The 19,730-nt window shown below is 66.2% G+C and carries 20 protein-coding genes; 14 read left to right on the top strand and 6 right to left on the bottom strand.

Annotated features, from left to right (window positions below):
- Positions 1-7: 7 nt before the first annotated feature.
- Entirely contained in the window at positions 8-1,261 is a 1,254-nt protein-coding gene (locus ACYQ2U_RS12000) for a lipoprotein-releasing ABC transporter permease subunit (RefSeq protein ID WP_459950617.1), read from the bottom strand.
- 28 nt (positions 1,262-1,289) lie between these two features.
- Here ACYQ2U_RS12000 and ACYQ2U_RS11995 point away from each other — a divergent pair, with 28 nt between their 5' ends.
- The 4 genes from ACYQ2U_RS11995 to ACYQ2U_RS11980 all read left to right on the top strand — a co-directional run bounded on the left by ACYQ2U_RS11995 (position 1,290) and on the right by ACYQ2U_RS11980 (position 4,743).
- Entirely contained in the window at positions 1,290-2,330 is a 1,041-nt protein-coding gene (locus ACYQ2U_RS11995) for a hypothetical protein (protein WP_459950616.1), read from the top strand.
- Positions 2,327-4,036: a single-stranded-DNA-specific exonuclease RecJ gene (gene recJ / locus ACYQ2U_RS11990; RefSeq protein WP_459950615.1), complete on the top strand. Its 1,710-nt coding sequence runs from the start codon at positions 2,327-2,329 to the stop codon at positions 4,034-4,036. Before ACYQ2U_RS11995 ends, recJ begins: the two co-directional genes overlap by 4 nt.
- 110 nt (positions 4,037-4,146) lie before the next feature.
- Positions 4,147-4,380 carry a hypothetical protein gene (locus ACYQ2U_RS11985; protein WP_459950614.1) on the top strand — a complete coding sequence of 78 codons (234 nt, stop codon included), beginning with the start codon at positions 4,147-4,149 and terminating at the stop codon, positions 4,378-4,380.
- 87 nt (positions 4,381-4,467) lie between these two features.
- Positions 4,468-4,743, top strand: a complete 276-nt coding sequence (locus ACYQ2U_RS11980) for a hypothetical protein (protein ID WP_459950613.1) — start codon at positions 4,468-4,470, stop codon at positions 4,741-4,743.
- Positions 4,744-4,841: 98 nt separating this feature from the next.
- On the opposite strand, the gene ACYQ2U_RS11975 is transcribed toward ACYQ2U_RS11980, so the two are convergent.
- Positions 4,842-5,756 carry a LysR family transcriptional regulator gene (locus ACYQ2U_RS11975; protein ID WP_459950612.1) on the bottom strand — a complete coding sequence of 305 codons (915 nt, stop codon included), beginning with the start codon at positions 5,754-5,756 and terminating at the stop codon, positions 4,842-4,844.
- A 125-nt stretch (positions 5,757-5,881) separates the two neighbouring features.
- Here ACYQ2U_RS11975 and ACYQ2U_RS11970 point away from each other — a divergent pair, with 125 nt between their 5' ends.
- From ACYQ2U_RS11970 to ACYQ2U_RS11945, 6 genes are all read left to right on the top strand, one after another.
- Positions 5,882-6,484: an FMN-dependent NADH-azoreductase gene (locus ACYQ2U_RS11970; RefSeq protein ID WP_459950611.1), complete on the top strand. Its 603-nt coding sequence runs from the start codon at positions 5,882-5,884 to the stop codon at positions 6,482-6,484.
- Between the two features lie 22 nt (positions 6,485-6,506).
- Entirely contained in the window at positions 6,507-7,352 is an 846-nt protein-coding gene (locus ACYQ2U_RS11965; protein ID WP_459950610.1) for a pirin family protein, read from the top strand.
- Positions 7,349-8,563, top strand: coding sequence for an MFS transporter (locus ACYQ2U_RS11960; protein ID WP_459950609.1), 1,215 nt, complete (start codon positions 7,349-7,351; stop codon positions 8,561-8,563). Before ACYQ2U_RS11965 ends, ACYQ2U_RS11960 begins: the two co-directional genes overlap by 4 nt.
- A 96-nt stretch (positions 8,564-8,659) precedes the next feature.
- A complete protein-coding gene (locus ACYQ2U_RS11955; RefSeq protein ID WP_459950608.1) occupies positions 8,660-9,121 on the top strand; it encodes a MarR family winged helix-turn-helix transcriptional regulator in 462 nt (153 codons plus the stop codon).
- A 98-nt stretch (positions 9,122-9,219) separates the two neighbouring features.
- Entirely contained in the window at positions 9,220-9,645 is a 426-nt protein-coding gene (locus ACYQ2U_RS11950) for an organic hydroperoxide resistance protein (protein WP_459950607.1), read from the top strand.
- Between the two features lie 31 nt (positions 9,646-9,676).
- A complete protein-coding gene (locus ACYQ2U_RS11945; protein ID WP_459950606.1) occupies positions 9,677-10,696 on the top strand; it encodes an alpha/beta hydrolase in 1,020 nt (339 codons plus the stop codon).
- Between the two features lie 94 nt (positions 10,697-10,790).
- Here ACYQ2U_RS11945 and ACYQ2U_RS11940 read toward each other — a convergent pair whose 3' ends face one another.
- Genes ACYQ2U_RS11940 through tsaB form a run of 3 tightly spaced genes read right to left on the bottom strand, consistent with a single transcriptional unit; the run spans position 10,791 to position 12,744 of the window.
- Positions 10,791-11,579 carry a uracil-DNA glycosylase gene (locus tag ACYQ2U_RS11940; protein ID WP_459950605.1) on the bottom strand — a complete coding sequence of 263 codons (789 nt, stop codon included), beginning with the start codon at positions 11,577-11,579 and terminating at the stop codon, positions 10,791-10,793.
- Complete coding sequence (gene rimI / locus ACYQ2U_RS11935) at positions 11,576-12,052, bottom strand: ribosomal protein S18-alanine N-acetyltransferase (protein ID WP_459950604.1); 477 nt, start codon at positions 12,050-12,052, stop codon at positions 11,576-11,578. Before rimI ends, ACYQ2U_RS11940 begins: the two co-directional genes overlap by 4 nt.
- On the bottom strand, positions 12,052-12,744 hold the full coding sequence (gene tsaB / locus ACYQ2U_RS11930; RefSeq protein ID WP_459950603.1) for a tRNA (adenosine(37)-N6)-threonylcarbamoyltransferase complex dimerization subunit type 1 TsaB: 693 nt from the start codon (positions 12,742-12,744) through the stop codon (positions 12,052-12,054). The genes rimI and tsaB overlap by 1 nt, the downstream gene beginning before the upstream one ends.
- Positions 12,745-12,943: 199 nt before the next feature.
- On the opposite strand from tsaB, the gene trhP reads away from it, so the two are divergent.
- On the top strand, positions 12,944-14,260 hold the full coding sequence (gene trhP / locus ACYQ2U_RS11925) for a prephenate-dependent tRNA uridine(34) hydroxylase TrhP (protein ID WP_459950602.1): 1,317 nt from the start codon (positions 12,944-12,946) through the stop codon (positions 14,258-14,260).
- Positions 14,261-14,440: 180 nt separating this feature from the next.
- On the opposite strand, the gene ACYQ2U_RS11920 is transcribed toward trhP, so the two are convergent.
- On the bottom strand, positions 14,441-16,087 hold the full coding sequence (locus ACYQ2U_RS11920; protein ID WP_459950601.1) for an EAL domain-containing protein: 1,647 nt from the start codon (positions 16,085-16,087) through the stop codon (positions 14,441-14,443).
- A gap of 164 nt (positions 16,088-16,251) precedes the next feature.
- Here ACYQ2U_RS11920 and ACYQ2U_RS11915 point away from each other — a divergent pair, with 164 nt between their 5' ends.
- From ACYQ2U_RS11915 to ACYQ2U_RS11905, 3 genes are all read left to right on the top strand, one after another.
- Positions 16,252-16,710, top strand: coding sequence for a CopD family protein (locus tag ACYQ2U_RS11915; protein ID WP_459950600.1), 459 nt, complete (start codon positions 16,252-16,254; stop codon positions 16,708-16,710).
- 157 nt (positions 16,711-16,867) lie between these two features.
- Positions 16,868-18,775, top strand: coding sequence for a SurA N-terminal domain-containing protein (locus ACYQ2U_RS11910; protein WP_459950599.1), 1,908 nt, complete (start codon positions 16,868-16,870; stop codon positions 18,773-18,775).
- 9 nt (positions 18,776-18,784) lie between these two features.
- Positions 18,785-19,726, top strand: a complete 942-nt coding sequence (locus tag ACYQ2U_RS11905; RefSeq protein WP_459950598.1) for a CysB family HTH-type transcriptional regulator — start codon at positions 18,785-18,787, stop codon at positions 19,724-19,726.
- Positions 19,727-19,730: the final 4 nt, after the last annotated feature.

Raw genomic sequence — 19,730 nt, 5'->3', positions numbered from 1 at the left:
GGCGGTCTCACTCATAGCGCAGGGCCTCCGCCGGATTGACGCGGGATGCCCGCCAGCTCGGATAGAGGGTTGCCAGCAGCGTCAGCAGGAAGGACACCCCGGCGATGATGCCCACGTCGGACCAATGCAGGTCCGAGGGCAGTTCGGAGATGTAATACACGTCCTTGGCCAGGAACTGGAAGCCCAGCATGCGCTCCAGGAATGGCACCACCACGTCGATGTTGAGGGCCAGGGAAACCCCGCCCGCCACGCCGGCCAGCAGGCCCACCAAGCCGATCACCACGCCCTGCACGACGAACACCGCCATGATGCTGCCGGGGCTGGCGCCCATGGTGCGCAGGATGGCGATATCGGCCTGTTTGTCGGTGACCGCCATGACCAGGGTGGAGACGATGTTGAAGGCTGCCACGGCCACGATCAGCAGCAGGATGAGGAACATCATGTTCTTTTCGATGGCCACGGCGCGGAAGAAGTTGGCGTGGTTGCGGGTCCAGTCGGTGACGAACAGGCGCGGGTCGAGATAGCGGTATAGCTCGCGAGCGATGCGCGGCGCCTCGAACAGATCGGCCACCTTGAGCCGCACGCCGGACACGGTGTCACCGAGGCGGTAGAGTTTTTGCGCGTCGTTCATGTGGATCAGGGCCAGGCCCGAGTCGAACTCGTACATGCCCACCTCGAAAATGCCGACCACGGTGAACTGCTTGAGCCGGGGCAGCACCGCCGCCGGGGTCACCAGGCCCTGGGGCGCGATCAGGGTCACCTTGTCGCCCTGGACCACGTGCAGGCTACGGGCCAGCTCGGTGCCGAGGATGATGCCGAACTCGCCGGAGCGCAGGTCGGCAAAACGCCCCATCTTCATGTGCTGGGCGAAATCCGCCACCTTGTCCTCGGCCTCGGGCACGATGCCGCGCACGATGGCGCCCCGTACCTGGCTGTCGAAGGAAAGCATGCCCTGCTCCTGCACGTAGGGCGCCGCCGCCAGCACCTTGGGATGCTGCCCGGCGGCGGCCATGGCGGCGGGCCAATCGGCCAGGGCATCGCCCTCGCCGATGATCTGGATGTGGGCCGCCACGCCGAGGATGCGGCTGCGCAGCTCCTGCTGGAAGCCGTTCATCACCGAGAGCACGACGATCAAGGCCGCCACGCCGAGGGCGATGCCGGCCATGGAAATCAGGGAGATGAAGGAGATGAAACGGTTGCGTCCGGCGCCGCGCTTCTTGGCGCGGGTGTATCGCAGACCGATGAACAGTTCATAGCGCATGGGGGCTGCATGTTAGCATCCGCCGCCTATGCCTCCCGCCGCCCCCGCTTCCTCCGCCGCCGAACTGACCCTGCTGCTGCCGGGCTTGCTCTGGCCCGAGCCGGCCCTCAGCGACACCGTTTTCGACCTGCCCCTGCCGGCCCTGCAAACCCTGCTCGGCCGCAGCCGACGCCAACGGCAAGCCCTGGAGGAAAACGCCTGGTGGACGCGCCTGGCCGGCCAGCCCCTGGCCGCCGCCCCCCTGCGCCTGCACGCCTTCGACGTCGCCCCCGGCGAGGGGCCCTGGCTCTGCGCCGACCCGGTGCACCTGCGCTTCGAACAACAAACCCTGGTCCTGGCCGATCCCGCCGAGATCCAACTGAGCCCGAGCGAAAGTACCGCTCTGGCCGCCACCCTGACGCCCCTATTGGAGAGCTTCGGCGTCCTCCACGTCACCGCGCCGAGCCAATGGCACTTGCAGCCCAACGAGGCGCTACCGCCATGCCCCCCCTTGCTCGGCGACCTGATCGGGCAAGCGGCCCAGGCCCTGTTGCCCGAAGGCAGCGAACACCGGCCCTGGCGGCGCCTGTTCAACGAGGTACAAATGGCCCTGCATGGGCATCCGGTCAATCAGGCCCGGGAAGCGGCGGGCAAGCCCGTGATCAACAGCCTGGCCCTGTGGGGCGGCGGCACCATGCCGGTCGCCGGGGCGCCAGGGGCGCCCTTCCAGCGCCTGATCGGCGACGATGCCGTATGGCGCGGCCTGGCCCGGCATTGGCGGATCGACATCGCCGACCTGCCGGTGGACTACCGCCCCCTGCCGGGTAGCACCCTGGCCTACGTGCCGGCCCTGCTGGCGCCCACCCGGCAACGGAATGCCCTGACCTGGCGCGAGGGCCTCAAGGCCCTGGAACAACACTGGTTCGCCCCCATCCTCCAGGCCCTGGATCGAGGCGCCTTGCAGGCCTTCACCCTGGTGGGCTTCGGCGACGACCAGGCGCAAAGCCATTGCCTAACGGCCACCACCCGGCGTTGGGATCGCCTCAAATTCTGGCGCCGCCCCTGCCCCTTGAGCGAGCTGCATCCATGACCCGCATCGTCACCCGTCCCACGCCCGTCAAGACCGCCTGGGCCCTCGAGCAGGCCGGACTGCCGCCCCTGTTGGCGCGGCTCTACGCCGCCCGGGGAATCGCCAGCAAGGAAGAAACCGAGACCAAGCTGGCGGCGCTGATCCCGCCCGAACAGATGAAGGGCGCCGCCGAGGCGGCCCGCTTGCTGGCGGATGCCATCGCCGCCGGCAAAAAACTGCTGATCGTGGCCGACTACGACTGCGACGGCGCCACCGCCTGTGCCGTGGGCATCCGCGCCCTGCGCAGCTTCGGCGCCCGAGTGGACTACCTGGTGCCCAACCGCTTTGAAACCGGTTACGGCCTCTCGCCGGAAGTGGTGCGCCTGGCTGCCGCCCTGCCCGACAAACCGGACCTGCTGATCACGGTGGACAACGGCATCGCCAGCGTGGAAGGGGTCGCCGAGGCCAGCCGTCTCGGCATGGAAGTGCTGATCACCGACCACCACCTGCCCGGCCCCGAGTTGCCTGCCGCCGCCGTCATCGTCAATCCCAACCAGCCGGGCTGCGGCTTTCCGAGCAAGGCCATCGCCGGCGTCGGCGTCATGTTCTACGTCATGCTGGCCCTGCGTGCCGAGCTGCGCAAGCGCGGTGCCTTCGCCGACAAGCCCGAGCCCAACCTGGGCGAACTGCTGGACCTGGTGGCCGTGGGCACCATCACCGACGTGGTGGCCCTGGACCGCAACAATCGCATCCTGGTCGCCCAGGGCCTCGCCCGCATGCGCGAAGGCCGGCTCAAGCCGGGGCTCGCCGCCCTGTTCAGCGTGGCCGGTCGCGACCCGCGCACAGCGGCCACCTTCGACGTGGGGTTTGCCCTCGGCCCCCGCATCAATGCCGCCGGACGCCTGGGCGACATGGGTATCGGCATCGAATGCCTGATCACCGACGACCCGGCCCGGGCCCTGAACATCGCCCAGGAACTGGAAAACCTCAACAAGGAACGGCGCTCCATCGAAGCCGACATGAAGGCCACGGCGGAAAGCCTGCTGGAGGACGTAGACCCTGGCGAACAGGCCAGCATCGTGCTGTTCGACCCGGATTGGCACCAGGGCGTGATCGGCATCCTCGCCGGCCGGGTCAAGGAGCGCTTCCACCGCCCCACCTTCGCCTTCGCCCGGGGCGGCGAGGAAGGACAACTCAAGGCCTCGGGCCGCTCAATTCCCGGCCTGCACCTGCGGGACGCCCTGGACCTGGTGGCCAAGCGCCACCCGGACCTGCTGATCCGTTTCGGCGGCCACGCGGCGGCGGCGGGCCTGACCCTGCTGGAGGACGACCTGCCCATTTTCGAGGAAGCCTTCGAACAAGTGGCCCGGGAACTCCTCTCCCCCGCCGACCTGACCCGCACCCTGGAGACCGACGGCCCCCTCGAGCCGGCCTACTACAACCTGGAGTCGGCCCGCCTGCTGCAACGGGAAGTCTGGGGCCAGGGCTTCCCCCAGCCCCTCTTCGCCGACCGTTTCGAGGTGCTGAATCAAAAATTGATCAAGGAAAAACACCTGCGCCTGACCCTGCGCCCGCGGGGCGGCAACGGCCAGGTGGAGGCCATGTGGTTCAACGCCGCCTGCACCGTCGGCAGCGGCGTGGAAGCCGCTTTCCGCCTGGCCATCAACGATTACATGGGCCAGCAAACGGTGCAATTGATGATCGAACATTGCAATCCGCCGACATAAAACCGTCTTGTCAACGCCCTAAACTCGATGTTTTTTTCAAAAAACCATTGACAGATCAAGCCCATCAATTAGAAGCTATCGCCTGTTGTTCCTTTGAGTAAGTTTCTGCCGTGAATACCGAGACCAAGAAAACCCGTTACTGCTATCACTGCCGCACTTATCACCCCGAAGAAGAAATGCGTCTGATGGTGACCAAGACCGGCTCCCGTTGGCGTTGCATCAAGAGTATCGAGGCCACCAAAAAGCCCCAGGCCGAGCGCGAGGCCTATGGCCGCCAGGTGTCCGAAAACAACAAAGCCGAAGCCCAGAGCAAGGCCCGCCTGATCCTCAATCAGCCGGATTGAGCGATGTCGCCCGCGCTGGCGGGCACCCTTCAAGAAAGTCGAAATCCTGCCGTTAGAACCGGCAGGACTTTCTTCGATGAGGCATCCATGGTCGTCACCGATCACACCCGCAACACCGCCATCGTCATTCGCAACGATGGTCACAAGGTCACCCTGGTTCCCATGAAAAGCGGCCGCCTCAAGGCCCGCACCATCAGCTTCGAGGAGTTCCGCCAGGAATGGCGCGAAACGGGCTACGCCCTCTCCATGGCGCTGTCCACCTTCTTCGCCCACGTCATGAAATGGGGCGCCTCCCTGGAAGTGACCAAGGGCCTGGAAAAGCTCGCCGCCCGCGATCGCTTCGTCGTCGGCAGCCTGTTCTAAACGGGCCCTGACTCCGTCCTGAGCCGGCCCATCCGGGCTGGCTCAACCATCACCCGCAGCCCGGGCGGACGCTCCTTCATCCGCCTTGCCCTGCGGCGCTATTGCGCCATCGCCTGCTGACAGACGGTTTTCACTTTTGCGCGGATGATTTCCGCCAGGCGTCGCACGCCGGGACCGGCGAAATCCGGATCGGCCAGAATCAGATACAACACCACCCGTCTTTCCACCCCTTCCCGCAGCGGCAGGGGCTTCAAGCTGCCCGCCGCCAACTCGTCCCGTATCCGTTCCCGGGGGAACCAGGAAAAACCGTGGCCGCCCTTCACCGCCTCGATGGCGGTGGCCAGATGGCTGACGGTCCAGCGGCGCTCCACCTCCACCGACAGCGCCTTGCGGTCGCGGTTGGCGCCGGTGTCCCGCACCGTCAGGTGGCGGTGGTTCTTCAAGTCGCGATAGGTCAGTTCGCGTCCGAGCTGATGGAGCGGATGGCTGGGCGCCGCCACGGCGAGGATCTCCATGGTCATCAGCGGATCGCCGGCGAAGCCCGGCGGCACCCGGGGCGAAATGGCCAGTTCGGCCTGGCCCTTGAGCAGGGCCTCGGGCGTGCCGCCCAAGACCGATTCGATCACCTCCACCCGGGTCTGGGGGCTTTCCTCGCCGAAGGCCGCCAGACAGTCGATCAGCAACCAGGTGGGGAACAGGATTTCCACGGCGAGGCCGATTTCCGCTTCCCATCCGGCGGACAGGGTGCGGGCCGCTTTTTCCAGTTCGGCCGCTTCGGTGATCAGGGCCAAGGCCCGTCGGTAGAGCATGTGCCCGGTGGGCGTCAGCACGGCCTTGCGGCCTTGCAAGACGAAGGCCTTTACGCCCAGTAGTTCCTCGATCCTTTGCACGGCGTAGGTCACCGCCGATTGGCTCTTGTGCAGGCGTTCCGCTGCCTGGGCATAGCCGCCGGCCTCCACCACGGCCATCAAGGCCCGCCACTGGTCCAGGGTGATATGCAGGGTTTCCGTCATGGCGCCACACAATCAATCTAATTAATTGATAGTTTTTAGCAGAATTTTCTACTTTTTTATCTTTTTGATTAATTATTTAATGCACCCATGGCGCATCGACGCCCCAACCCCAAGGAGAATCCACCATGAGCCACGTTCTGCAAATCAACGCCAGTCTGTTTTCCAAGCAAGGCCAATCCAGCCAGTTGGCCGACCAGTTCGTCGCCGAACTGAGCCAGCGCCACGCCGGTACCCAGGTGACGCGCCGCGACCTCGCCGCCGACCCCGTGCCCCACCTGGACGGCGAACGCTTCGGCGCCTTTCTCGCCAAGGCCGAGGAACGCACCCTGGCCCAACAGGCCGTCGTGGATTTTTCCGACGCCCTGATCGCCGAACTCAAGCAAGCCGACGTGCTGGTGCTGGGCGTGCCCATGTACAACTTCGGCATTCCCTCCGGCCTGAAGGCCTACTTCGACCACATCGCCCGGGCCGGCCAGACCTTCCGCTACACCGAGACCGGTCCGGTCGGTCTGCTCACCGGCAAGAAGGCCTACGTTTTCGCCGCCCGGGGCGGCAAGTACGCGGGCACCGCCAAGGACAGCCAGACAACCTACATCAAGGACTTCCTCGGCTTCATCGGCATCACCGACGTCAGCTTCGTCTATGCCGAGGGCCTCAACATGGGCGACGACAGCAAACAGACCGCCCTCAGCCAAGCCAAGGCACAGTTGGTCAGCCTGGCCGCCTGAACCCCACCACCGGGAGACCGTCATGAGCACCCGCATCCTGCAACAGATCATTCCTTCCGTCGCCACCTCGGACGGCGCCGGCGTCAAGCTGCGCCGCAGCCTGGGCCACCGTCAGCGGTTCGATCCCTTCCTGATGCTGGACTGCTTTTCCTCCGACAATCCGGACGACTACATCGCCGGTTTCCCGCCCCATCCCCACCGGGGTTTCGAGACGGTGACCTACATGCTGGACGGCCACATGCTGCACGAGGACCACCTGGGCAACAAAGGCGATCTTCGCGGCGGCGGCGCCCAATGGATGACGGCGGGCCGGGGCATCATCCACTCGGAAATGCCGCAGCAGGTGAACGGCCGGCTGCGCGGTTTCCAGCTCTGGATCAATCTGCCCGCCAAGGAAAAAATGAAGCCCGCCGCCTACCGCGACATCCAGCCCGAGGATATCCCCGCCACCGAGCTGCCGGGCGGCATCCGGGTCAAGGTCATCGCCGGCACCCTGGACAGCGCCGGCACCGTGCTGGCGGGCCCGATCCAGGGCCTGTCCACGGCACCCCTGTTCCTCGACGTGACGTTGCCCGCCGGCCAGACGTTCCGCCAGCCCCTGCCCGCCGACCACAACGCCTTCGTCTATCCCTACGAAGGGGAGCTGCGCATCGGCGAGGATCGTCGCGCCCTGACCAAGGATCAGGCGGGACTGCTTTCTTCCGGCGACATCGTCGACGTCCAGGCCGAGGCTGAAGAGGCCCGGTTCATCTTGCTGGCGGCCCGTCCCCTCGGCGAGCCCATCGCCCAATACGGCCCCTTCGTCATGAACACCCGGGAAGAAATCGAGCAGGCCATCGAGGACTACCAGCGCGGAGAACTGGCTTGACCGCCCCAGCGTCCACCACCGCTGGCGGCGACCGCGACCTGGTGCGGCGCATTCTGCGCCTGTCCATCGCCGCCTTCGCCAGCGGCGTTTCGGCGCGCCTCTGCGACCCGCTGTTGCCGCAACTGGCGGAGGGCTTCGCCGTCAGCACCGGCGAGGCCGCCCATGTCGTTTCCGCCTTCGCCCTGGCCTACGGCTGCCTGCAAATTTTCTACGGTCCCCTCGGCGACCGCTACGGCAAATACCGCATCGTCACCTTCGCCGCGCTGCTCTCCCTGCTGGGCGTCCTCGGCTGCACCCTGGCGACGGACTTCCACTGGCTGGTGGCCTTCCGCTTTCTCACCGGCACCACGGTGGCGGCCATGATTCCCCTGTCCATGGCCTGGATCGCCGACAAGGTGCCCTACGAACAGCGCCAGCACATGCTGGCCTACTACCTCTCCGGCCAGATCCTCGGCGTCATCGGCGGCCAGATGATCGGCGGCATCCTGGCCGATCTCACCGGCTGGCGTGGCGCCTTCTGGGGCCAATTCGCCATCCTCCTCCTGGCGGCCAGCCTGTTGCTGCGGGAACTCCGCTCCAGCCCGGAGATCGACGCACGGGAACAGCACGACCAGCCCATCGGCGGTTTCGTCGCCCGTCTGGTGGAGATTTTCCGTACTCCCTGGTCGCGCCTGATCCTCGCCTGCGTGGCCCTGGAAGGTGCCTTGCTGTTCGGTTCCCTCGCCTTCATCCCCACCTACTTGCACCAGAATTTCGGCATTTCCCTGTCCCTGGCGGGCAGCGTCGTGGGCATGTTCGGTATTGGCGGCCTCAGTTACACGGTTTTTGCCAAGCGCCTGGTGAAACGCCTGGGTGAGGCGCGTTTGGCCGCCACCGGGGGTGGCGCCCTCGGTCTGGCCTTTTTCCTCCTGGTCGCCGCCCAGCATTGGCTTTGGGTGCTACCCGCCGGCTGGGCCATGGGTTTCGGCTTCTACATGCTGCACAACACCTTGCAGATCAACGCCACCCAGATGGCTCCCCAGGCCCGTGGCACGGCGGTGACCCTGTTCGCCTCCTGTTTTTTCCTCGGCCAGTCCCTGGGCACCGTTTTCGCCGCCCTGGTGGTGGACCACGCCCATATTTACGCTGTGTTCGGCTCCGCCGCGGTCTTGCTGCCCCTGCTCGGCATGTTTTTCGCCCAGCGCCTGTGGTGGCGACAAACCGCCGCCTGAGGCCACGCCGCGGTTTCCTGCCAAGCGCTCAATCGCCCGCCGAAAAATTTTCAAAAATTACTTGCAATTTAATAGCGCGCTATTTATTATTTAGCCATGACCTCGACACCGAACCCACCGCCAAGCAACCCTGCCCTGCTGCTGGACAGCCAGCTTTGCTTCGCCCTGTATTCGGCGTCCCTGGCGATGAACAAGGTGTATCGCAAGCTACTCAAAACCCTCGACCTGACCTATCCCCAATACCTGGTGATGCTGGTGCTGTGGGAAAACGATCAGCGTACGGTGTCGGAGATTGGTGCCCGTCTTTTCCTCGACTCCGCCACCCTGACCCCCCTGCTTAAGCGCCTCGAAGTCGCCGGCCTCATCAGCCGGCAGCGGGCTACCAGCGACGAACGCCAAGTGCTGATCAGCCTGACCGACAGCGGGCGGCGCTTGAAGAACAAGGCCGATGCCGTGCCGCAAGGTGTCTTTTGCGCCGCCGAATGCAGCCTGGAGGAATTGACCGCCATGAAACGCCAGTTGGAAAGCCTGCGTGACCGACTCATGAAGAACGTCTGATTTTTTTGATCATTATATAGTGCGCTATTTAATAGCTAGTTACTTTTACAGCAGCACCCTTGATCGCAACACCCTCTCAACTGAAAAGGAGCAACACCATGTCACTCGAAAAAGTCCTCTATCGTGCCCAAGCCCAGGTTTCCGGCGGTCGTGACGGCCATGCCGTCTCCTCCGACGGCGCCCTCGACGTCCGGCTGACCACGCCCAAGGAACTGGGCGGCGCCGGCGGTGCCGGCACCAACCCGGAGCAGTTGTTCGCCGCCGGCTACTCGGCTTGCTTCATCGGCGCCCTCAAGTTCGTCGCCGCCAAGGAAAAGATTGCCCTGCCCGCCGACACCAGCATCACCGGCAGCGTTGGCATCGGCCCCATCCCCACCGGCTTTGCCATTGAGGCGGAACTGCGCATCTCCCTCCCAGGCCTCGACCGCGCCCTGGCCGAAAGCCTGGTCGCCAAGGCCCACGTGGTCTGCCCCTACTCCAACGCCACGCGCGGCAACATCGACGTGAATCTGGTCATCGTCTAAAGCCGCCAGCCCCAACCCCAAGGAAAACATCATGAAAAAATTCAAACAAAAACTCTCCGGTCTGGCATTGGCCCTGGCCACTTCCGCCACCTTCGCCGCCGGCAGCCCCGGCGTCGAACACCAGACCCAGGCCTTCCTCAATGCCCTGGAATCCGGTGGCGGCAAGCCCATCGAAAGCCTCTCCCCGGCCGATGCCCGCGCCGTGTTGGTGGGAGCCCAGGCGGGCGTCAAGCTGACCCTGCCGCCGGCAACCGTGGAACAGCGCGGCATCCGCGTCGACGGGCGCGACATCCAGTTGACCATCGTGCGCCCCAAGAACGCCCAGGGCACTCTGCCCGCCTTCATGTTCTTCCACGGCGGCGGCTGGATCCTCGGCGACTTCCAGACCCACGAACGTTTCGTCCGCGACCTGGTGGCGGATTCGGGTGCCGTGGCCGTCTTTGTGAACTACACGCCCTCGCCGGAAGCCCGCTTCCCCGTGGCCATCAATGAGGCCTACGCCGCGACCCGCTGGGTGGCGGAACATGGCCGCGAGATCGGCGTGGATGGCAAGCGCCTGGCCGTGGCCGGCAACAGCGTCGGCGGCAACATGGCGGCGGTGGTGGCCCTGATGGCCAAGGAACGGGGCGGTCCCGCCCTGCGTGCCCAGGTCCTGTTCTGGCCGGTGACCAACGCCAACCGGGAAAACGCCTCCTACGACGAGTACGCCAACGGACACTTCCTCACCAAGTCGATGATGAAGTGGTTCTGGGACGCCTATACCACCTCGCCGACGGAACGCCAGGACATTCACGCCTCGCCCCTGCTGGCCACGACGGAACAGTTGCAGGGCCTGCCGCCGGCCCTGGTGCAAACCGCCGAGAAGGACGTGCTGCGGGACGAGGGCGAGGCCTACGCCCGCAAACTGGATGCCGCCGGCGTCAGCGTGGTGGCCACCCGCTACAACGGCATGATCCACGACTTCGGCCTGCTCAACGTACTGCATGACTTGCCCGCCACCCGGGCCGCCCTGCACCAGGCGGCCGAGGAGCTGAAGCTGCGGCTGAAGTAATCGTCACCAGACGGCCGCTGGGCGCAACCCGGTGACAAAAACAAGGGGCCGACGCACCGTCAGGTACGTCGGCCCCTTGCCACGCCAAGCCGCTTCAGGCGCGGGACTTGAGCCCGGCCATGGTGCGCCGCGCCAGCACCAGGTCTTCCCAAGCCTTGGCCTTGTCGGTCAGGTTGCGCAGCAGATAGGCCGGGTGATAGGTGACGATGACGGGGATGCCGCGATATTCATGCAGCCGTCCCCGGGCGCTACCGATCTTCACTTCCTGCTGCAACAGGGTCTGGGCGGCGGGGCGGCCCAGGGCGACGATCAAGCGGGGCTTGATCAGGTCGATCTGGCGTTCCAGATAGGGCCAGCAGGCGGCGGTTTCTTCCGGCTCCGGCGTGCGGTTGCCGGGTGGGCGGCACTTCACCGCGTTGGCGATGTACACGTCCTCGCCGCGCTTCAAGTCGATGGCCGCCAGCATGGCGTCCAGCAGTTTGCCGGCCTGGCCGACGAAGGGCTCGCCCTTTTCGTCCTCCTCGGCGCCGGGGCCTTCGCCGACCAACAACCAATCCGCCTGGCGGTCGCCGACGCCCGGCACGGCCTGGCGACGGTCGCGGCACAAGGGGCAAGCCGTGCAGGACTTGATGGCGGCTTCCAGCTCGGGCCAATCCAGGGCGGCAACGCTGCTGCTCGCCTGCACCGGCTGCGTCGGCTCGGATGGGGCCGGTGCAGCCAGGAGCGAGGGAACGGACGGCGCGGGCGCCATCTCGTCCCGGCTATGCATGGACATTTCGGCCACCGCATCGGGCACAGCAGCATCCCCCACGGCGGGCTGGCGCAACTTCCACAGGGGGCCCAACCCCATTTCCCGCAGGATGGCTTCCCGTCTTTGATTCACAGCGTCAACTCCATCACGATGGCGTCCTCCCGTCCCTCAGGAGCGGGATAGTAGCCCTTGCGCCGACCGATGGGGCGGAAGCCGAAACGTTCATAAAGGGCCAGGGCCGGCTGGTTGCTGGGGCGTACCTCGAGGAACATCCGACTGGCGCGATGGCGGCGCGCATCGGCGCACAGGTATTCCAACAGCCGGCGGCCCAGACCATGGCCCTGCCAGGCGGGCAGGATGCTGATATTGAGCAGTTGCGCCTCGTCCAGCACCTGGTTCACCACGGCATAGCCCAACAGGGCCCCGTCTTGCCGCCACAACCAGGCCCGATCCCCCGCCGCCAGGGAGTCGCGGAAATTGCCGGCGCTCCAGGGAAAGGGATAAATGGCCTGCTCGGCCTCGGCCACGGCGGCCAGGTCGGCCTCCGTCATGGGCAAGAAGGCACCGTCCTGGCCCGCCAACAGGGCCGCAGAGGGCTGCGCCATCAGCGCACTCCACCCCGGGCCAGGCGCTCGGCGGTGGTCAGGGCGACCTTTTCCCGCACGTAGAAAGGCTGGGCCTGGGCCGCCGCCACGCCCTCGCCCCGGGCGAAGCGGGGCAAGGCCAGGCGCAGCACGCCCTCGGCCGTGGGCAGACGGCTCTCGCCTTCCGGCGTTACCCCACTGCCCAGTCGCGCGGCCAGGGCCGTAGCGTAACTAGCAAAACCGTCGCCGACGGCGATCCAGCCCGAACCCGGCGGCAGGGGCGCGGCCTCGGGCGGGCACACCTGGGGGGCCACGACAGCCACGGGCTGGCCGTCCCGCCGTTCGTAGGCAGCGGCATACACCTCGTTCATGCGGGCATCCAGGCAGGCATAGACGCGGTCGGCACCGCTTTCCACAGCCAGGGCTTCGAGGGAGCAAACGCCGACCACGGGCAGGTCGGCGCCGTAGGCCAGGCCCTGGGCGACGCCGCAGGACAAGCGGATGCCGGTGAAGCCGCCGGGGCCGGCGCCGAAGGCGATGCCATCCAGTTGCGTCAGGGCGATGCCCGCCTCCGCCAGCAGTTCCCGCACCCAGGGCAGGATGCGGTCGGAACCACCGTTGGCGTGGTGTTCGCTGCGGCGGTGGAGGGTGCCGTCGCAGGACAGGGCAACGGACAGGAGGGCGGAAGAGGTTTCCAGGGCAAGAATTTTCACCCGGCGATTTTACCGGCTGGCGACGTCATCCGCCCCATTCCCGGCACAAAGCGGCAACTGGGCACGCCAATGGGGGGTGGCCGACCGCGCCGGCTCCCGCCGACCACGGCACAACAACCCCGACGCCGACCAGTTCTTTCCCGCGCCCGGTAGTGGTAGTCTGCGCCCCCTTCGCCGACTGCTTGACTTCGTTTTCGCCATGGCCCTGAAACGCCCCGAACTCCTCGCCCCTGCCGGCTCCTACGACATGCTCGACACCGCCTTCCGTTTCGGTGCCGACGCCATCTACGCCGGCCAGCCCCGCTACAGCCTGCGGGTACGCAACAACGACTTCGGCAAGCTGGAAATGCTCAAGAAGGGCATCGACCGGGCCCACGAACTGGGTAAGCAGTTCTTCCTGGTCAGCAACATCTACCCGCGCAACGCCAAGCTCAAGACCTACATCGCCGACATGACGCCGGTGATCGCCCTCAAGCCCGACGCCCTGATCATGTCCGACCCGGGCCTGATCCTGATGGTGCGGGAAGCCTTTCCCGACATGGCCATCCACCTCTCGGTGCAGGCCAATACGGTGAACCACGCCGCCGTGCGCTTCTGGCAACAGGCGGGCGTTTCCCGCGTCATCCTTTCCCGGGAGCTGTCCCTCGACGAAGTGGCTGAAATCCGCCAGGCATGCCCCGACATGGAACTGGAAGTCTTCATCCACGGCGCCCTCTGCATTGCCTATTCCGGCCGCTGCCTGCTCTCCGGCTACTTCAGCCACCGCGACCCCAACCAGGGCACCTGCACCAACTCCTGCCGCTGGGACTACAAGGTGAAGGAAGCGACGGAAGACGCCAGCGGCGACCTGCACGAACTGGCCAAGGCCGCCACGGAGGCGGCCCCCGGCGAACTCACCAGCCGCCAGTGGCTGATCGAGGAAGCCCAACGTCCCGGCGAGCTGATGCCCATCGAGGAAGACGAGCACGGCACCTACATCATGAACAGCAAGGACCTGCGGGCCATCGAGCACGTGCAGCGCCTGGTGGAAATCGGCGTGGACTCTCTCAAGATCGAAGGCCGCACCAAATCCCCCTACTACGTGGCCCGCACCTGCCAGAGCTACCGCCAGGCCATCGACGACGCGGCACAAGGCAAGTCCCTCGACCCGCGCCTGCTGCGGGAACTGGAGGGCCTCGCCAACCGGGGCTACACCGGAGGCTTCTACGAACGCCACCCGGACCGGGACTACCAGAACTACCTGCGCGGCCATTCCGAATCGGACCGCAGCATCTACGTGGGCAATGTGCTGGGCTACGGCAGCGACGGCTTGGCGGAGGTGGAAGTGAAGAACAAGTTTTCCGTCGGCGACCGGCTGGAGATCGTGCATCCGGCGGGCAATCGGGAGGTCCGCCTGGACGCCATGATCGGCCGTGACGGCAGCCCCGCCGACTGCGCCCCCGGCAGCGGCCACACGGTGCGGATTCCTCTCCCCACCGGCCTGGAAGGCGCCTTCATCGCCCGCTACCTGGCCTAGCGCCCTCGTCTGTCATCCCCGCCCTTCGACTTACTCAGGACAGGCCAGGCTTTGCCTGGGCGGGAATCCAGGGGGCGTCTGACCGCACAAGACACGGGATCACGCTGGCGCGGAAATGACGTTGTTTGGGCAGGTCCTCCTCGCCCAAACTCGGCGCAGCCCACGCGCCACCTGGCCGACTCAACCGCCGCCGCGCAGCAGGACTTCCACCTGGTCCGCCGGCAGGGGCTTGCTGAACAGATACCCCTGGAACTCGTCGCAGCCCTCGGCCTTGGCGAAGGCCAGTTGTTCCGCCGTCTCGATGCCCTCCACCACGGTCTTGAGCCCCAGGTTGCGGGCCAGGGCGATGATGGTGCGGGTGATGGCCACGTCATCCTGGTCCGCCGGAATGCCGCGCACGAAGGACTGGTCGATCTTCATGAAGTCCAGGGGGAACCGCTTCAGGTAGGACAGGGAGGAATAGCCGGTGCCGAAGTCATCCAGGGCGATGGCGATACCCTTGGCGCGGAATTCACTGAGTTTTTCCACCACGGCCCCCAGGTTGCCCATCAGCGCGCTCTCGGTGATCTCCAACTCCAGCCGGTCGCCGGGTAGGCCACACTCGGCAAGGATGGTCGCCACCATGTCCACCAGGTCGCCCTGGTCCATCTGCCGCGCCGAGAGGTTAATCGCCATGTGGTGGGGCGCGATTCCGGCATCCATCCACTGCTTCTGTTGGCGACAGCCCTCCCACAGGGCCCATTCGCCCAGGGACAGCATCAGGCCCGCCTCTTCGGCGATGGGAATGAAGCGGGCCGGGGAAATGAAGCCCATCTCCGGATGGTGCCAGCGCATCAAGGCCTCGACGCCGACGATGCGCCCGCTGCGCAGATCCACCCGGGGCTGATAGTGCAGGCTCAATTGGTTGCGGCTGATGGCCTCGCGCAGGGCGTTCTTGAGGGTGAGGAACTCCAGGGCCTGGTCGCTCAGGTCGGTGGAGAAAAAGGCATAGCGGTTGCGGCCGCCGCTCTTGGCCGCGTGCATGGCGGTGTCGGCATTCTTGAGCAGGGTTTCCACGTCATGCAGATCGCCGGGGTCGAAGGCGATACCAATGCTGGCCGTCAGATAGACCGGCGCGCCGCTGCTGTCGAAGGGTTCCGCCAGGGCCGCCATCAGTCGTTCGGCGCAGGTCGCCAGCTCGGCCTCGCCCCGGGCCACGTCCACCACCAGGGCGAACTCGTCGGCCCCGAGCCGGGCCAGGACGTCGGTGGTACGCACCACCGATTGCAGGCGGAAGGCCACCTCGGCCAGGAGCTTGTCCGCCTCGGCATAGCCGAGGGAGTCGTTGATGTTCTCGAAATGGTCCAGGTCCAGGTGCAGCAACCCGACCCGTCGGCCGAGGCGGATCGCCCGCTGCATGGAGCGCTGGCAGCTTTCGCGGAACAGGGTGCGGTTGGGCAGGTTGGTCAGCAGGTCGTACTGGGCGTGGTAGTTCATGGAGCGCAGCCGCTGCACCATGGAACGGGTCATCTCCAGGGCCACCAGGGGTTCCTTGCGCACCAGGGCCAGCAGGCGCTCCTTGTTCACCGCCACCACCTCGCAATCGGTGAGGGCGATGGCGCTGGCACTGCGCACCTCATCGTCGAGCAGAGCCATTTCACCCAGGGTGCCGCCGGCCTCGATACAGGCGAACACCCGGTCCCCCACCCGGATCTCCGCCTTGCCGGACTTGACGATGTACATCACGTCCCCCGGCTGGCCCATGGCAAAAATCACTTGCCCGGCACTGAAATGTTCAACCTTGTCCTCGGCACTGAGCTGGGAGGTGTAATCGAAAGGCGTGGCCATGGGTCCGCAGGATTCGAATGTCGATTTCGCCAATATATACAGGAGCGGACCCGGCAAACAGATGGAATGCACGGTTTTTCCATGCCAGCGGCTTAAAAAGGCAACACCGCCACGGACGCGTTCCGGGATACCATCGCCGCCTGTCGAATCCGAGGAAGCCCCCGATGAAACTCCACGCCCTGCTCCTGTTACTCCATCTGCTGGCCGTCACCGTCTGGGTCGGCGGCATGTTCTTCGCCCATCTGTGCCTGCGCCCCGCCGCCACGGAAAGCTTCGAACCCACCCAACGCCTGCCTTTCCTGCTCCGGGTCTATGCCCGCTTCTTCCGCTGGGTTACCGTCGCCGTGGCCCTGGTGCTGCTCAGCGGCTTCGCAATGCTGCACCGCTCACTGCCCGGCGCCGTGCCCCCGGCCTGGCACACGATGATGGCCCTGGGCCTGGTCATGGCGGCCATCTTCGCCAGCATCCTGATCGGCCCCTACCGTGCCATGGGCCGCGCCCTGGCCACCAACGACATCCCCGCCGCCGCCGAGGCCCAGGGGCGCATCCGGCGCCGGGTGCTGACCAATCTGATCCTCGGCCTGCTCACCATCGTCGTCGCCACCCTGGGACTGGCTTTTTGAGGACTGCCGCGGTCCGCTTCCCGTTGCCGGGACTGGTATCATGGGCGGCTGTTTTTTCCTGGCGCGAGGGGATTTCCCCGCCTTGACCGATGGCCTCCGGGCCTGAAGGGCGAACCTGGCGGTTCGCCTTTTTCCTTCTCCAGCGAGCTTTACCGACATGTTCGATTCCGTCCGCAACAACCGTCGCATCGTCCAGATTTTCCTGGCGCTGATCACCCTGCCCTTCGCCTTCTTCGGCGTCGAGTCCTACTTCAACAGCCGGGGTGCCGGCGAGGATGTCGCCAAGGTGGGCGACAGCAAGATCACCCAGCAGGAATTCCAGAAAGCCCTGCAAGCCCAGCAGGAGCGGCTGCGCGCTTCGGTGGGCCGCGAACTGCCTGCCAGCGCCCTGGACAATCCCGAACTGCGCAAGGCGGTGGCCGAGTCTCTGGTGAACCAGCGCCTGGTGGCGGTGCATACCGCAAAGTCCCGCCTGCTGGTGCCCGATCAGGTGCTGGCCCAGTTCATCGCCAGCGTGCCCGAGTTGCAGGAGAACGGCCAATTCTCCAAGGCCAAGTACGAGGCCCTGGTGGCCGCCCAGGGCATGACCATCGACGCCTTCGAACAACGCCTGCGCCAGGACATGGTGGCGCAACAGGCCGTGGGCGCCGTGGCCCAGGCCGTGCTGCCGGGTAAGACCGCCGCCGGCCGCTGGGTGGCCGCCCAACTGGAAAGCCGCGAGGTCGCCACCGCCCAGCTCCGCGCCGAGGACTACCTGGCCCAGGTGAAGCTGGCCGCCGACGCCGCACAACGCTTTTACGACGCCAACCGCCAAGCCTTCGAACTGCCGGAACAGGTGAAGGCCGAATTCCTGGTGCTCAACCGACAGGCCCTGGCCACCCAGGCCAGCGTCAGCGACGAGGAAGTGAAGGCCTGGTACAACAGCCACCAGGACCAATACCAGCAGGCCGAGGAGCGTCGCGCCAGCCACATCCTGATCACCGTGGACAAGGCCGCGCCGGAGGCGGCGGTAAAGGCCGCCCAGGCCAAGATCGCCGACATCCAGGCCCAGTTGAAAAAATCCCCGGGCAATTTCGCCGCCCTCGCCAAGCAATATTCCCAGGACCCCGGCTCCGCCAAGCAGGGCGGCGACCTGGGCTGGTTCCCCAAGGGCGCCATGGTCAAGCCCTTCGAGGATGCCGCCTTTGCCCTCAAGGAAGGCGCCGTCAGCGACGTGGTGCGTTCCGATTTCGGCTTCCATCTGATCCAGCTGACCGGCGTGCGCGGCGGCAAGGTCAAGCCCCTGGAGGAAGTAAAGGCCGCCATTGCCGCCAGCCTCAAGGATCAGAACGCCCAGAAGAAATTCGCCGAGGCTTCCGAAGGCTTCAGCAACACCGTTTATGAACAGGCCGACAGCCTCAAGCCCGCCGCCGACAAGTACCACCTGACCGCCCAGCAAACCGGCTGGATCGGCAAGGGCGGCCAAGGTGCCGGCCCCCTGGCCAATCCCAAGCTGCTGGCCGCCCTGTTCTCCGACGACGCCATCAAGAACCATCGCAACACCGAAGCCGTCGAGGTATCCCCCGGCGTGCTGATCTCGGCCCGCGTACTGGAACACAAGCCTGCCGCCCTGCGTCCCCTGGCCGAAGTGAAGGCCGAGATTGAAAAGGGCCTGCAACGGGAGGAAGCCGCCAAACTGGCCCGCCAGGCCGGTGAGGAAGCCCTGGCCAAACTGGCCAAGGGCGAGGCCGGCAGCCTGAAGTGGGCGCCCGCCAAGCCGGTGGCCCGCCTCGGTGCCCAGGGCCAAAGCCCGGCCGCCCTGGCCGCGATCTTCAAGGCCGACGCCACCAAGCTGCCGGCCTACGCCGGTGCCGCCCAGGCCGACGGCAGCTACGCCCTGTACCGCATCGAGAAGGTGAAGGCCGGCGGCGACGAGGACAAGGGCCAGGAGAAAACCGCATTCCTCAACCAGCAGTACGCCCGCGTCGTGGCCCAGGAGGAAATGGCCGCCTGGCTCGCCACCCTGCGCCAGCGCTATGGCGTCGAAATCAACGCCAAGTTGCTGGAAGCCGCCAAGGACCACTGACCGCGCGCCATGAAGCTCCAGCAGCTCCGCTTCCTGATCGAAGTGGCCGACAGCGGCCTCAACGTCACTCTGGCGGCGGAGCGTCTGTACACCTCCCAACCCGGGGTCAGCAAGCAGATCCGTCTGCTGGAAAGCGAACTGGGTTTCAGCATCTTCGAACGGGCCGGCAAGCGCTTCACCGGCATCACCCCGGCCGGCGAGGCCATCATCCAGGCCTCGCGCCGAGTCTTGCTGGAAGCGGAGAATTTCCGCCGCATCAGCGAGGAACTGCGGGACGACGAAGCCGGCACCCTGACCATCGCCACCACCCACACCCAGGCCCGCTACGTGCTGCCCCGGGTGGTGGCCGAATTCACCAAGCGCTACCCCCGGGTGCGGCTCTCCATCCGCGAGGGAGACCCGGGCCGGGTGGCGGACACGGTGCGGCGCGGCGACGCCGACCTGGGCATCGCCACCGAGGCCCTGGCCGACACGCCGGGCCTGGTCTCCCTGCCCGCCTACACCTGGAAGCACTGCATCATCGCCCCCAAGGACCATCCCATCCTGGCGGAAAAGAACCTCACCCTGAAAACCCTGGCCAAGTATCCGCTGATCACCTACGACCCGGCCTTCTCCGGCCGCACCCGCCTCGACCAGGGCTTCCACAAGGCCGGCGTGGCGCCCAACCTGGTGCTCACCGCGGTGGATTCGGACGTGATCAAGACCTACGTCAACCTGGGCCTGGGGGTGGGCATCATCGCCGAAATGGCCTTCGATCCCCAGCGCGACACCGGTCTCCAGGCCCTGCCTGCGGGCCAGTTGTTCGGCACCAACACCACCCGCATCGCCTTCCGCCAGGGCAGCCTGCCGCGCCGCTTCTCCCTGGTCTTCGCCCAGTTGCTCTCCCCCAGCCTGACGCCGGAACTCATTTCCACCGCCAGCGCCGACGGCACCCAGAGCTACGACATCTGAGGGG

The sequence above is a fragment of the Denitratisoma sp. agr-D3 genome (assembly GCF_054658675.1).
This window is presented reverse-complemented; position numbering and strand designations above follow the sequence as displayed.